The sequence below is a fragment of the Asticcacaulis machinosus genome, from assembly GCF_028550435.1.
In the GTDB taxonomy this organism is placed as follows: Bacteria; Pseudomonadota; Alphaproteobacteria; order Caulobacterales; family Caulobacteraceae; genus Asticcacaulis; species Asticcacaulis machinosus.
The window spans coordinates 162,996-176,734 of sequence record NZ_JAQQKV010000002.1 but is presented as its reverse complement, the minus strand read 5'-3'; the positions used below and the strand labels follow the sequence as shown (position 1 = coordinate 176,734).

The window sequence follows — 13,739 nt, the reverse complement described above, 5'->3', positions numbered from 1 at the left end:
TGGAGTGAGGCGTTGCAGGCATTTAAGGTATCGCGAGTAATTAAAGCCGGTTTGGCTATGGTGTGCGCAGGCGTAATGGCTGCCGCCCCTATGGCTCAGGCGGCTGAGAAATCGCCTTACTGGCAGTGCGTCACCTTCGCCCGTTCGATCACCGGTATGCAGATCTTCGGCGATGCCTGGACCTGGTGGGAAAAAGCTTCCGGCAAATATGATAAGGGGCAGGCCCCGCAGGCGGGCGCCGTTCTGGTGTTTCAACCTACGGGTAAGATGCGGGTCGGCCACGTCGCCGTTGTATCCCAAGTTGTCACTGACCGCATCATTCAGATCACCCACGCCAACTGGTCGCCGATCAATGGCCGTCGCGGTCAGGTCGAAAAAGACGTCACCGTGGTCGATGTTTCCGATAAGGGCGACTGGTCCAAGGTCAAGGTCTGGTACGGGCCGATCAACGATCTGGGCACCTCGGTCTATCCGACCTATGGCTTTATCTACGCCGCCGCCCAAAAAGGCCAGAATATCGGCCAGAGCCTGACGGCCTCGATTGCGGAGACGTTCTCAGGCGATAAGGCCGAAAATGCCGCCCCCGTGCCCTATACGGTCATGAAGGCCAATGACGCCAAAATTGCCGAAAAGAAAGCGATCGATAGTGTCGATACCCGCGCCATTGAGGCCAAGCTGCTGGCCGCCAATCTGATCGATGCGCCGACCATTCCGGTCAAGAAATCCGATAAACCTGCGGCCATGAAAACCAAGGCCGTGGTTAAGGCGGACGCTTCATCTAAGAAGACGGATGCCAAAAAGGCCGACGCTAAGTCGTCGTCCAAAAAACTGGCCGACAAAAGCACCGCTAAGACGGCGGATAAGGCTACGGATAAAGCCAAGACCGATAAAAAGGTCGCCACGGCCAAGGCTTCCAAGCCTGAGGCGAAAAAAGCCGCTTAAAGCGGTAGCCCCTCTCCAAATTGTGCGCAAATCATGTTTACCTCCGCACTATTGAGGTACTGACATGCTGAAAATCTATAGCCGCGCCCACGATTCTGAAGACGGTCATTCGGTCGTCAAATCCTTTGGCGATGTGCCCGCCGAAGACCGGCGCGCCGCCATCGAATATGGCCATGAGGTCGAGGAGATGATCGCCTTAGAGCCACAGCAGGGGGCGGGTTCGGCCTGGTGCGATATTGATGACGCCATGACCTGGCTTGACCTCTATAATCCGACCCGCGATGAAGAACTGTTTGTCGAAGGTGCGCTCGGTGTCGGTATTCCGACCCGTGAGGACATGAACGAGATTGAGACCTCATCGCGGCTCTATACCGAAGACGGGGCGGTGTTCATGACCGCTCAGGTCGCTTATTTTGGTGGCCGCCCCCATCTGCAAAGCGGGCCGGTGACCTTTGCCCTGCTGCGGGAGCGGTTGGTGACGGTGCGCTATATCGATCCGCAATCGTTCAGTATTTTCTCCGATAAAATCAGCCGGTCTCCGGCCTTGTGCGACAGTGCGGCCATGACCCTGACCAATCTGCTGGATGTGCTGATTGACCGCACGGCGGATCTGGTTGAAAAAATCTCAGCCGGAGTCGATGACATCTCGACGCAGATTTTCGCCACCAAGGCCAATCGCGGACTGGACAAACTGCTGAGGCAGATGGGGCGGCATCAGAACGATATCGCCAAGCTGCGCGACAGTTTGCTATCGTTTCAGCGCCTGTTTTCCTATGCGCTGGCGCTCACCGATGATCAGGTCAGCGGTGATGTGGCCGAACTTGAGGTCTTTCGCGCCCGCCTGCGATCCCTGCACGAAGACGCCCAGTCCCTGACTGACCATGCCGGCTATGTGACCGGCAATATCACCTATCTGCAGGAAGCGGCGATGGGGCTGATAAACATCGAACAGAACTCGATCATCAAGATTGTGTCGGTGGCGTCCGCGGCCTTTTTGCCGCCGACCCTGATCGCCAGCATCTATGGCATGAACTTTGAGCACATGCCGGAACTGCATGTGGCCGTGGCCTATCCGCTGGCGATTGGGGCTATGGTGCTATCGGCTGTACTGCCGATGGTGTGGTTTAAGTATAAAGGGTGGTTGTAAGTTTTTAGTCCCTCGCCGGGCGGTGGCTCCGCCACCTTGGCCGCGCCGCGGGTGGCGGCTTGAGTTGAATGATTTCGTCAAAATCATTCAACTCTAAACTAAAGACCGGATATCCGCCGCCAGTTCATCAATGCGCTCCGGTTTGGCATCCCACGAAAACATGAAGCGCGCACCCCCGCCGATGAAGGTGTAGAACAGCCAACCGCGGTCGCGCAGACCTTGCAACACAAGCTCCGGCGCGCTCAGGAACACGGCATTAGCCTCAACCGGAAACATCAGCCCGACGCCGTTTAGTGGTTCAATCTGCGCCGCCAGCCGCCTTGCGCAGGCATTGCCATGCTGCGCATTCCTCAGCCACGCGCCGCTGTCCAGCATCCCGACCCACGGGGCGGCCAGAAAGCGCATCTTGGAGGCCAGTTGTCCGGCCTGCTTGCAGCGATAGCCGAAATCTTCAGACAGGGCGGTGTCGAAAAACAGCACGGCATCACCGACCGCCATGCCATTCTTGGTGCCGCCGAAACACAGGACATCGACCCCGACCTTCCAGGTGATATCGGCAGGGGCGCAGTTCAGCGTCGCGCAGGCATGAGCAAAGCGCGCCCCGTCCATGTGCAGCTTCAGCCCCAGTTCGCGGCAGGTTGCCGATATGGCCTTCAATTCATCAGGTGTGTAGACAAGGCCGGTCTCAGTCGGCTGGGTGACGGTGACCACGCGCGGCTTGGGGAAGTGGATATCGGAGCGGCTGACGGCAAGGGCGCGGATGGCCTCCGGCGTCAGCTTGCCGTCCGGGGTAGGGGCGACCAGCAGCTTTGAACCGTTGGAGAAAAACTCCGGCGCACCACATTCGTCGGTCTCGACGTGGGCCGACGAGGAGCAGATGACGCTGTGGTAGGACTGGCACAATGACGCCAGAGCCAGAGAATTGGAGGCGGTGCCGTTAAAGGCGAAAAAGACCTGGGCGTCGCAGGCAAACAGGGCGCGCAAAGCATCGGCGGCGCGGGCGGTCCATTCGTCATTACCGTAAGCCACGGCCGAGCCGTCATTGGCCGCCTGCATGGCAGCCCAGGCTTCGGGGCAGATGCCGGCATAGTTGTCGCTGGCGAATTGTTGGGAGGTAATGACCACGGGGACGCCCTTTCTAAGTCTAAAAGAGCGAAACGACGTGTGGCTTTGACTCCGTTAGTTGCCGGTCAGGCCACATCCCCTCAGGTCTAGGGCACCACCTTGCCGGATAAGCAGGTTGGTGTCAGGCGTCGGCCCAACTCTTGATGCAGGTCATGCCATAGCACTGTTTTAGATGCGGATGCAACTACTCCCGTTCGGCTATTACTCGCGTTCAGCCAGGGAGAAATTACAGCCCTCATCACGGACATGATCGAGCACGGTTTCCATCATGCGGGCGCGGGTGAAATCGGCATAGCTTAAGTCGGCATGGCTGAGGTTTGCAGCCGTAAGGTCGGTACGCAACATCTTATCGACCCCCAGCATCAGCGGTCCCAATTTGGCAGCGGTCAGGTTGCAGTGCTGAAGGCGCGCCCGCATCAGCCTCGCCCCGCGCAGGTCGGCATGACTGAGGTCGCAGCGGCGTAGATCAGCACCAGACAGGTTCGCCCCTTGAAGCTGGGCACCGGTCATGTCAAGGCCGTAAAACACTGCCCCTTGCGCATCCACCGCCGTCAGATTGCGCTTTTTCATATCGGCTACGGCGCGGAAATCCAGTCCGGCAAAGCGGGTGGTCGAACCTTGCGCGCCACTGGTGACGCACCACAGTTCGTGCTCGCTGATCAGGGCATCCAGCGGTTCATTATCGACATAGACACTGACCGGTGTATTCAAAACGCCGCTCATATCGGCATCGGAAATATTATAACCGGCGATATTGGCATCGGTCATAACGGCATTGCGCAGGGACGCGCCGGTCAGGTCTGCCGCCGACAGATTGGCGCCGGACAGATTGGCACCATCAAGCGAAGCCTTACGCAGTTTGGCATGGGACAGGATCGCGCCCGACAGGTTGGCGTCGCGGAAGTCAGTCGAGACCGCCAGCGCCCCATTCATGCGCGCACCGGTCAGGTCGGCACCGCTCAGGATCGCGTAATCAAGCTCACCCGGACGCACCTGATGCTTCATCAGGCGCAGGCCCGCTTTGTCATCCTTAAAGGCGATCTGGCCTTCGCGCAGGTCACAGCGTATCAGGCTGGCTCCGGTCAGGTTGGCTCCGCGCAGGCACGCGCCGCGCAGGTCTGAGCGATCCAGATTGGCAAAGCGCAGATCGGCATTGCGCAGATCCGCGCCGTACAGATTGGCGCGCATGAAATTCACATCGCGCAGCACCGCCTCATAAAGGCACGCGCCCGTCAGATTGGCATCGGACAGGTCGACGCCTTCGAGATTCATGCCGGTCAGGTCAATATAGCTGAGATTGGCAATCTGCCCACCGGCCTGACAGGCTTTGTAGCGCCGGTGCAGATCCAGCATGTGCCGCAAAGAGGCGGGGTCAACAGTTTGCAGGGTAACAGCAGAGGGCATGGACGCCTTCTTGGAGAGGTGAGCGGCTGGCCGCGACCCAAGTGATCACAGCCTCCATCTCAGATATAGACACCAAGAAAAATCACCAACAAGCAACCTTGGGTTGAGACTGTAATGCTTGTACGGATGAATTACCGGCAGGCCTTGCAGCGACCCTTGGCTTCAACCGTGATGTGCTTGACCTCAAAGCCCAGATGCTGGGCCTGATGCTCGATGTCGGCCAGGCTTAAGGTCGCGATTTCCTCGCTCTGGCCGCAGCAGTCGCACAGCAGGAACGCCGCCGTGTGCGGATGGTGGTGATCGGCATTGGCGGGGGTGGCGCAGGCCACAAAGGCATTGAGGCTCTCGATCCGGTGGATCAGACCCATCTGTTCAAGAAAGCTTAAGGCCCGGTACACGGTCGGTGGTTTGGCGGCCCCCTCAGGGTGAAAGCGGTCGATGACATCATAGGCCTTCATCGGCCCGTTATTGCCAAGGATCAGTTCATAGGTGCGCAGGCGTGGCGCGGTCAGGCGCTCACCCGACGCCGCGCACAGGGCTTCGGCGGCTTTCAGGCGCGCATCGACATTGATGGTTGTGGTGTCGTGGCTATGGTCGTGGTCGCAAAGGTGCTGGCTCATGTCTGCAATGTAATCATTCCCGAAGAGTCGCGCAATTGTGCAGTTGCAGCATGAAACTTGACGGTACGGCTTGACAGTGGTTATGTTATTAAATAACAGATGAGTTAATGTTATATTGTAACGAGGATTTGTTGTGACCGGATCGTCTTTTAAAATCGCTTTGAGTGCGGGTATTTCGCTATTGGCTTTGTCGGGCATGGCCCAAGCCCAATCGCAGGCTCAGGAAGCCCCAGCCGCGGATGATCAGGTAAAGGAAGTCGTGGTAACCGGCTCGGCCTATGCGGTCTCCAAAGATGCGCTGATGTCCAATGTCGATGTGCTGAAACAGGCACAGATCGATGAAATGCCGGCGCGCGGTTTGGGGGACATGCTGTCCGATTTGCCGGGGGTGCGGTCGTCCGGTTTTGCGCCGGGGGCCTCGCGCCCGATTATCCGCGGCCTGGATGGCTTTCGCGTTCTGGTGCTCAATAACGGCATGGGGCAGGTCGATGCCTCGGCCGTATCGCCGGACCATGCTTCGGCCACCGACCCGCTGGAAGCTCAGCGCATCGAAGTGCTGCGCGGGCCGTCGGCCTTGACCTATGGCGGCAATGCCATCGGCGGGATCGTCAATATTATCGATGACCGAATTGCCGGGGCGCCGGCGAAGGACGGCCTTGACGGGCGGGTGACGGCGCAGGCCTCATCAGTCGATGAGGGCTATCAGGGCGCGTTTAACCTCAAAGCCGGTAACGGCCCGTGGGTGCTGACGCTTGATGGCCTTAAGCGCAAGACTGAGGATTATAAAACCCCGGTCGGACCGGAATCGCGTCGTCTGACTGACTCTGAAGGTGAAGAACCTGATACGGGCGACACTCAGGTCAACTCGGCCACTGATCTCGAATCTTACGGCGCGGGCCTGAGCTATGTTGGTGACTTCGGCTTTATCGGTTTCAGCGCCAAGCAGACCAATTCGCTGTACGGCGTGCCGGGCCACAGCCACGAACACGAACATGAACACGAACATGAGGAAGGCGAGGCCGAAGAAGACCACGAACACGAGGAGGAAGGCCCCGTCCGCATCGACCTGAAACAAACCCGCTATGATTTCCGCTCACACCTGAATATCGATTCCGGCCCGTTCAACAGCCTGCAATTTGCGGCGGGCTATACCGACTATGAGCACACCGAACTGGAAGGCGATGAGATTGGCACCCGCTTCCTGTCGGACGGTAAGGAGTTCCGCGCCAATCTGGTCCGTCAGGGTATGGGCGAAGTCTCCGGCGTGCTGGGCATCAACGGCCTGACCCGCGATTTTGAAGCCATCGGCGCTGAGGCCTTTGTCCCGTCCAGCACCACTAAGGAACTGGGTGTGTTCTCTCAGGCTCGCCTCGATAAGGGCACATGGGGCGTCGAAGGGGGCTTGCGTCTCGATCAGAAAAAGATCAGCTCTGAGGGCTATAATCGCGATTTCACCAACACCTCGGCGTCACTGGGTGCGTTCTATAAACCCTCCGATCACAGCTTCTTTGGCGCCAGCCTGACACGCTCTGAGCGCGCACCGTCCGATGTCGAACTGCTGGCCGATGGCCCTCATGCGGGTACAGGATCTTATGAAATTGGGAATGCCGATTTTGGCAGTGAGGTGGGTTACAGCCTGGAACTGACCGGCCACTGGCTGATGGATGAACATTCCGACTTCACCTTCGATGCCCATGTCTACACCTCAAAGTTCGACGGGTTTATCGATCTGCGCCCGACAGGGGCAGAGCAGGACGAACTGCCGGTCTATCAGTATGTCCAGACCGATGCCGATTTCTATGGTTTCGAGCTTGAGGGCGGCATCAATCTGTGGGCGCGCGGCGATAAGACCATTCGCTTTGATGCGACCTACGACTATGTGCATGGCGACAGCGATCTGGGGTCGGTGGCGCGCATCCCGCCCTATAGCGTGACGGGCAAGGTGTCCTATACCGACCCGCGCTGGACTACCCACATTGAGGCCCGCTACGCCGGTGAGCAGGATCGCCTAACCGAACAGGAACTGCCGACCGACAGCTATACTCTGGTCAATCTGTTTGCGGCCTATAAGGTGGCGCGCTTTGACGGTGTGTCTGTGTTTGCCGAAGTGCGCAATGTCTTTGACGAAGAGGCGCGCGAACACGCTTCGGTTAATAAGGACGTGCTGGTTCAGCCGGGCCGCAACCTGCGCGCGGGTATAAGTTACCGGTTTTAAGAACCTCCCCTCAGGGAGGGGAGCCGGGCGGCCGGTGCCGGGGACCATCAAGCGTAGCGACGATGGTGGTGGGGTTAAACTCAAGCGAAATTAACCCCACCTGTCACTCCGTGACATCCTCCCCTGAAATCAGGGGAGGGGTTTTGATTGCGCAGGTGCCTTTTGGGGTTTTCGCGCCACGGCACTCAACTTGGCTGTTACCCGGCTTGCCCACAGCCCTGCCATGCGCTAGAAGCGGTTTCCTACTGTTTTTACCTTAAGCCCAGATAAAGAGCGACTATGGAACAAACTCCATTAGCAGATGCCCAACTGACCGGAAGCGTCCTGTTTTACAAAACCCCTGAGCCCCTGAGCCCTGAGTTGCATGCCAACCTCGGTATCAGCGCCTCATCGACCCCCCACGCCTTCGTGGCCGAAACCAATGTCGTGCCGCTGACCGTGGCCGAATTTCCGGCGGCTGCTCTGAGCTACCCGATCGTCTTCATCGGCGAAAGCCGCATGCCGGTCGCCGCTATGGGCCTGACACAAGGCCAGAACGTGTTCGTGTCCGACGCTGGCGTGTTCCGTTCGGACGCATATCTTCCGGCCTTTGCCCGCCGCTATCCGTTCGTGTTTGCCAATGACGAAGGTCAGGAGCGCATGATCCTGTGCGTTGACACCGGCGCCTCTATGGTCACCACCAACAATCCCGACGTGCCGTTCTTTGAGAACGGCGCCGCATCGCCGTTCGTTGAAAACGCCATGAAGTTCTGCACGGACTTTGAAACCGAGCGTCGCCGCACGGAATCCTTCGTCAACCTGCTGAAGGAATATGACCTGCTGTCGCCGCGCGAAACCGTTTACCGTCCGCAAAATCCGGATGGCACACCGGGTGAGCCGCAAAAGATCGCTGAATATTTCGGCGTCGACGAAGAAAAGCTCAACGCGTTGCCGGCCGATAAACTGGTCGCCCTGCGTGACAATGGTGCCCTGACGCATATCTATGCGCACCTGATCTCGCTGCTGGCCTGGGACAAGCTGATTGCCCTGACCATCGAGCGCGGCAATGCCCCGGCCAACCTGAACTCTTAACAGGTTCGGTTATTATATAAACAAAGCCTCCGAAGTGATCTTCGGAGGCTTTTTTTTATGGCTTCACCGCCTCGACTGCGGCGATAAAGGCCTTCATTTCAGCAGGTGTGCCAACCGTGATCCGACTCTGGGTTGGCCAGACCGGCCAGTTCCGGCCGATAGCCACGCCTTTGGCCAGTATGGCCTGCTGCACCGGCTTGGCGGGAGTGCGCCAGTCGACCATAAAGCAGTTGCACAGGCCCTTGGTGGATTTGTAACCGAGTGCCTCCAGACGGGCGATGGTCCAGTCGCGGGTGATGGTGATCGCCTCGACCCGTTTGGTGATCTCTCCGTAATTTTTCAGCGAGGCCGTGGCCGCTGCGATCGCGGGCACCGGCAACATGTAGGGCGAGGGGCTGCCCCAATCCATCAGCGGCTTAATCAGGTCGGGTCGGGCCAGAGTATAGCCCATGCGCATCCCGGCCATGCCATAGACCTTTGAGAAGGTGCGCAGGATCACGACATTGGGGTGCTTGGCCAGCAGGGCCGTCGATTTCTGCGTCGGCGTATAGTCGATATAGGCCTCATCGATCAGCAATATGGCATCGGGTTTGATATGGGCGGCCAGCCATTCGATGTCGGCTACCGGCGTTAAGGTGCCGACCGGATTGTTGGGATTGCAGATATAATATAGCCCGGCATCGGGGTCGGCGGCCAGCATGGCCCTGACATCGTGGGCGTGATCTGACGGTCGCACCGGCACATGGGTAACTTTGTAACCGGCATCAGAAGCAATACCTGCGGCCATTTCAAACACCGGCGCGGCCACCACCAGCCCGCGCGTAGGTGAGCTATAGGCGCGCACAAGGCGGTACAGCGGGTCGGACGATCCGGGCCAGGGCACGACCATATCCGGTTCTACGCCATCTATGGCGGCGATGGCTTTAATCAGGTCTTCGCGCTCAGTCCCCGGTGCATAGCGGTTGGATTTCGACAGGGCAGCCGTGGCAGCAGTGACGGCCTGCGCGATCGGCCCTTCGGGATGTTCATTGGCGTCAATGCGCACATCGGCCTTAACCGTTACCGGCTGGGCCAAAGCTGGCCTTATAAACTGTGCGGCACTGGCCCCCAGCGCCAGAATGGTCGCGACCGCTCTGCGCGAAGGTTCGTGAATATCGTCAGCCATGCCCACCTCCGGTGAATCCCAGATGATGAGCATAGGCGCATTTGAAACCTTTATTCAAATGCGAAAATGCCCGCCACGGGGGCGCGGCGGGCATAATTTATGCGAATAGCAAAAGATTAGAGCGGAATGATACTATTCCGCTCAAGCCGCCACTGAGGCGGCGGCCAAGGTGGCGAAGCCACCGCCCGGCGAGGGACTGAAAATAAAACTAGATCATTATGTTTTTACTTTAAAACATAAATGATCTAGTCGCGCAGAAGTTCGTTTATGCCGGTCTTGGAGCGGGTCTGGGCATCGACGGTCTTAACGATCACGGCACAGTACAGCGACGGGCCACCCTTGGGGTCAGGCAAGGTACCGGGGACCACCACCGAATAGGCGGGCACACGGCCACGATGGATTTCGCCGGTCTCACGGTTGACGATCTTGGTTGAGCCCGACAGGTAAACTCCCATTGCCAGCACCGAGCCCTGCTCCACGATCACGCCTTCAGCCACTTCGGAGCGCGCGCCGATGAAGCAGTCATCTTCGATAATGGTCGGGGTGGCTTGCAAGGGCTCTAAGACCCCACCAATGCCGACGCCGCCCGACAGGTGGACGTTCTTGCCGATCTGGGCGCAGGAACCGACCGTTGACCAGCCATCGACCATCGAGCCTTCGCCGACATAGGCGCCGATGTTTACAAACGACGGCATCAGGACGACGTTCTTGGAGATAAAGGCACCGTGGCGGACAATGGCACCCGGCACGGCACGGAAACCGGCATCGGTGAAGTCGTCGGCCTTCCACTTGGCGAATTTGTTGGGCACCTTATCCCAGAACGGGCCGATCGGGGCTTGCTCAAACAGGCCGCGGCCCGTGTGCATCAGGTGATTGGCGCTAAGGCGGAACGACAGCAGGACGGCTTTCTTCAGCCATTCGTGGGTGACCCAAACGCCGTCGATCTTTTCAGCCACGCGGAAACGGCCATTATCGAGCAGGCCGAGCGCCTTTTCGACCGCTTCACGATAAGGGCCGTGATAGGCAGGCGTCAGCGTATCGCGAACCGCCCAGGCGGCTTCGATATCGTCGTGAAAGGCGGCAAGATCAGACATGGCGGTATCCTTAGGCGGGCGCAGACGCGCGTCAAAAACGTTGCCCCGACTTAAGGGTATAGGCCCCGCTGATCAAGCTATTTTGCATCCTTTCGGTTGATCACATAGGTTTCCTGCATCAGCCCCTGATCCTGCATAAACGTCGCCATGCTTTCATAGGTGGCGGTACGGATCTGGCCCTTGTGATCATCCATCGGCAGGCGTGAGTCCACCACCGGCGCGAACAGGCGCATGACGGCGTTGGTTTTCACTAGGGTCGGCTGATAATGGGCACTAAGGTTGGCTTTGATCTGGGTGTAATTATCGGTCTGCCAGGCCGCCGATGCGATCACATCCAGCATGAACTCATTGCAGTTCTGGTATCTGGCATCGTGCGGATTGGAGACGGTCGAATAGCGCGGGATGTGCATCTTCATATAGGTCGGCGACATGATGGTGGCGATCAGGCGCTGCTGCATTTCAGGGCTTGGGATGATGACCGCCACATCATCGGCGGTCGAGCCGGAAATAAAGTCGAACGGGAAGTCCTGTTTCAGCAGGGACTGATCCATAGGCAGGGTCTTGCCGTCGCTATGATACAGGTTATGGACGGCATAGCCCTTAATTGTGCGGCCATCCGCCGTTTGGGTATCGCCGTAAATCCAGAACGCGCCGTGGGTGTATGAAATCCCGTCTGGCAGTTTATCGCGCGGGCGCCCCGCCCGATAGACGATAGCCAGACGAGCATGTTTTGAGGCCAGATCGCGTTCGATCTGCTTGGCAAAATCGGCAACTTCAACGGGGGCGAACCGCCCTGCGGTGCCTTGAGCGCTGAATCCGGAATCTGCGGCCTGAACGGGCGCGGTTATCGCTGCTCCCGTCAGTGCAAGGCAAAACGCGATCCGTCTCATTGCGGTTTTGCCTTATTCGTGGCTTGCGCATCATAGGGCACCGTTGGTGCCGGTTGGGCGACCACGGTCTCATCTGACACCTCAAGCGGCGTGTTGGCGGCGGTCCAGACCGCTTCGCCGGAGTCCTGTAATATTTCGCCGGTGCTTTGGGCGGCAGAACCCACGCCCATCACCGGAATGGCGGCAACACCGGCGACGACCTGAACACCGGACGCGGCCAGTTTGGCGGTGGCAATAACGGACTCACCGGCGGCTTTTGAGGTGTTATCGAGGCTGTCGGCAGCCTGCGCCTGACTGGTCAGCAGGGCGGCGCTAACAATGAAAGCGGGGGTAAGGGCTTTGAACATAATGATCTCCGTGCGATGTCATATCGTAATGTGAACATTGTTCAATTTATTCGCGGAGTCAATTCATATTTTGAACGCCGTTCAATTTTTAGGCTGTGTGCAGGAAACTTTTTAGCGACGGGCTGCGATGATGAACAAACTCATCGACATTGTCCGCCGCATGGGGCCCGACCAGAACCGTGGTCATGCCCAGTTCCGCGGCGGGTTTGAGGTTTTTCGGGCTGTCCTCAAAAAACACGGTCTGCTCGGCCACCACGGCGTGCTTTTGCATCATGCGGTGAAAGGTGGCCAGATTAGGCTTCGGGATCAGGTCGGCATGGCCCAAATGAAACACATCTTCGAACAGATGCGTCATGCCCAATTTATCCAGTATCCGATAGGCGTGAGGCGCATCACCATTGGTGAAGACCAGCTTGCGGCCCTCAAGCCCCGCAATCGCGGCGTTCAGCGCCTCATCCGGCAGCAGGCCGTCCAGACTGACATCGTGCACTTCGTTCAGAAAGGCGTAAGGGTCGATCTGATGATAGGCCATCAACCCGGCCAGAGTCGTGCCGTGCTCATAGAGGTATTTTTTCTGAAGCTGATAAGCCTCATCAAACGACAGACTGGTCTGGCGCATTACAAAGGCGGTCATCTTGCCTTCGACCAGCGCCATGACCTCGGCTTCGGGCGGATATAGCGTATTATCGAGGTCAAACAGCCAGATATCGGCGTGTTTGACTGCGCTCAGGCTCATTGTACCGGATCGCGCGTAATCAGCGTACCCGCCCCATGTTCGGTGAACAACTCGACCAGCATGGCGTGTGGGCGGCGGCCATCAAGAATAACCACAGCCTCAACCCCGGCTTCGATCGCGCCGATGGCGGTCTCAAGCTTGGGGATCATGCCGCCAACAGCGACGCCGTCTTCGATCAGTTGGCGGGCTTCAGACACCGTCATCTGACGGATCAGGTCTTTGTCAGCATCCAGAACACCGGCAATATCCGTCAGCAGCAACATGCGCTTGGCATTGAGCTTACCGGCCACAGCGCCTGCGACCGTATCGGCATTGATGTTATAGGTCAGGCCGTCTTCGGCCACGCCAATGGGGGCGATCACCGGCACATAGTCATGTTCAGGGTCATTGATCAGTGTGCGGAGCAATTTATCGTCCACCACCTTGGGTTCACCGACATAGCCCAGATCAACCACCTGCTCGATCATCGAATCCGGGTCTTTTTTGATCCGCGTGGCCTTTTCGACCATCAGCAAACCGGCGTCCTTACCCGACAGGCCGACGCCGCGCACATCGGCTTCGCGGCCGGCACGGGTGATCCAGTTGGCGATTTCCTTATTAACCGCGCCGGACAGCACCATTTCAGCGATTTCCATGGTCGCATCGTCGGTGACGCGCAGACCGTCAACAAAGGTCGACTTGACGCCCGCCCGATTAAGCATGGCCGAAATCTGCGGCCCGCCGCCGTGGACCACAACCGGCGAAATACCGAGCAATTTCAGCAACACAATATCGCCCGCGAACAGCTTGGCTACCGCCTCATCGCCCATAGCGTGACCGCCGTATTTAATGGTCACGATCTCACGGTCATAGATCTGGATATAGGGCAGGGCTTCGGCCAGGGTCTTTGCCGTCGCCCAGCCTTTTTCTTCGAGTTCGGTGTCGGATTGGGTTTGCTTGATCATCAGACTTTGTATGTGAGCCTTACCGGAGCGTGCTGCCCT

The 13,739-nt window shown here is 58.3% G+C and carries 13 protein-coding genes and 1 riboswitch; of the genes, 4 read left to right on the top strand and 9 right to left on the bottom strand.

The window, feature by feature from the left end; all coding sequences use genetic code 11:
• Window positions 1–75 precede the first annotated feature (75 nt).
• Complete coding sequence (locus tag PQU98_RS09275; RefSeq protein ID WP_272744661.1) at window positions 76–942, top strand: CHAP domain-containing protein; 867 nt, start codon at window positions 76–78, stop codon at window positions 940–942.
• Between the two features lie 64 nt (window positions 943–1,006).
• Complete coding sequence (locus PQU98_RS09270; RefSeq protein WP_272744660.1) at window positions 1,007–2,089, top strand: magnesium transporter CorA family protein; 1,083 nt, start codon at window positions 1,007–1,009, stop codon at window positions 2,087–2,089.
• A 93-nt stretch (window positions 2,090–2,182) separates the two neighbouring features.
• On the opposite strand, the gene PQU98_RS09265 is transcribed toward PQU98_RS09270, so the two are convergent.
• From PQU98_RS09265 to PQU98_RS09255, 3 genes are all read right to left on the bottom strand, one after another.
• Window positions 2,183–3,214, bottom strand: coding sequence for a threonine aldolase family protein (locus PQU98_RS09265; RefSeq protein ID WP_272744659.1), 1,032 nt, complete (start codon window positions 3,212–3,214; stop codon window positions 2,183–2,185).
• 44 nt (window positions 3,215–3,258) lie between these two features.
• A riboswitch (SAM-I-IV-variant riboswitch) is annotated at window positions 3,259–3,366 on the bottom strand.
• Between the two features lie 49 nt (window positions 3,367–3,415).
• Window positions 3,416–4,618, bottom strand: a complete 1,203-nt coding sequence (locus PQU98_RS09260) for a pentapeptide repeat-containing protein (RefSeq protein ID WP_272744658.1) — start codon at window positions 4,616–4,618, stop codon at window positions 3,416–3,418.
• 131 nt (window positions 4,619–4,749) lie between these two features.
• Complete coding sequence (locus PQU98_RS09255; protein WP_272744657.1) at window positions 4,750–5,238, bottom strand: transcriptional repressor; 489 nt, start codon at window positions 5,236–5,238, stop codon at window positions 4,750–4,752.
• Between the two features lie 133 nt (window positions 5,239–5,371).
• Between PQU98_RS09255 and PQU98_RS09250 the strand changes: the two genes are divergently transcribed.
• Together PQU98_RS09250 and PQU98_RS09245 are read left to right on the top strand one after the other, a co-directional pair.
• Window positions 5,372–7,453 (top strand): TonB-dependent receptor, encoded by a 2,082-nt coding sequence (locus PQU98_RS09250; RefSeq protein WP_272744656.1) that lies wholly within the window; start codon window positions 5,372–5,374, stop codon window positions 7,451–7,453.
• A 279-nt stretch (window positions 7,454–7,732) separates the two neighbouring features.
• Entirely contained in the window at window positions 7,733–8,524 is a 792-nt protein-coding gene (locus PQU98_RS09245) for a SapC family protein (protein WP_272744655.1), read from the top strand.
• Window positions 8,525–8,579: 55 nt separating this feature from the next.
• Here the strand turns inward: PQU98_RS09245 and PQU98_RS09240 are convergent, their stop codons facing one another.
• The 6 genes from PQU98_RS09240 to argB form a co-directional block, all read right to left on the bottom strand.
• Window positions 8,580–9,689 (bottom strand): aminotransferase class I/II-fold pyridoxal phosphate-dependent enzyme, encoded by a 1,110-nt coding sequence (locus PQU98_RS09240; protein WP_272744654.1) that lies wholly within the window; start codon window positions 9,687–9,689, stop codon window positions 8,580–8,582.
• A 245-nt stretch (window positions 9,690–9,934) separates the two neighbouring features.
• Entirely contained in the window at window positions 9,935–10,783 is an 849-nt protein-coding gene (dapD, locus tag PQU98_RS09235; protein ID WP_189485366.1) for a 2,3,4,5-tetrahydropyridine-2,6-dicarboxylate N-succinyltransferase, read from the bottom strand.
• A 77-nt stretch (window positions 10,784–10,860) separates the two neighbouring features.
• Window positions 10,861–11,673: a DUF2145 domain-containing protein gene (locus tag PQU98_RS09230; RefSeq protein ID WP_272744653.1), complete on the bottom strand. Its 813-nt coding sequence runs from the start codon at window positions 11,671–11,673 to the stop codon at window positions 10,861–10,863.
• Window positions 11,670–12,020, bottom strand: a complete 351-nt coding sequence (locus tag PQU98_RS09225; RefSeq protein WP_272744652.1) for a hypothetical protein — start codon at window positions 12,018–12,020, stop codon at window positions 11,670–11,672. Before PQU98_RS09225 ends, PQU98_RS09230 begins: the two co-directional genes overlap by 4 nt.
• 88 nt (window positions 12,021–12,108) lie before the next feature.
• Entirely contained in the window at window positions 12,109–12,756 is a 648-nt protein-coding gene (locus tag PQU98_RS09220) for a pyrimidine 5'-nucleotidase (protein WP_272744651.1), read from the bottom strand.
• Entirely contained in the window at window positions 12,753–13,700 is a 948-nt protein-coding gene (argB, locus tag PQU98_RS09215; protein WP_272745484.1) for an acetylglutamate kinase, read from the bottom strand. The genes PQU98_RS09220 and argB overlap by 4 nt, the downstream gene beginning before the upstream one ends.
• Window positions 13,701–13,739: the final 39 nt, after the last annotated feature.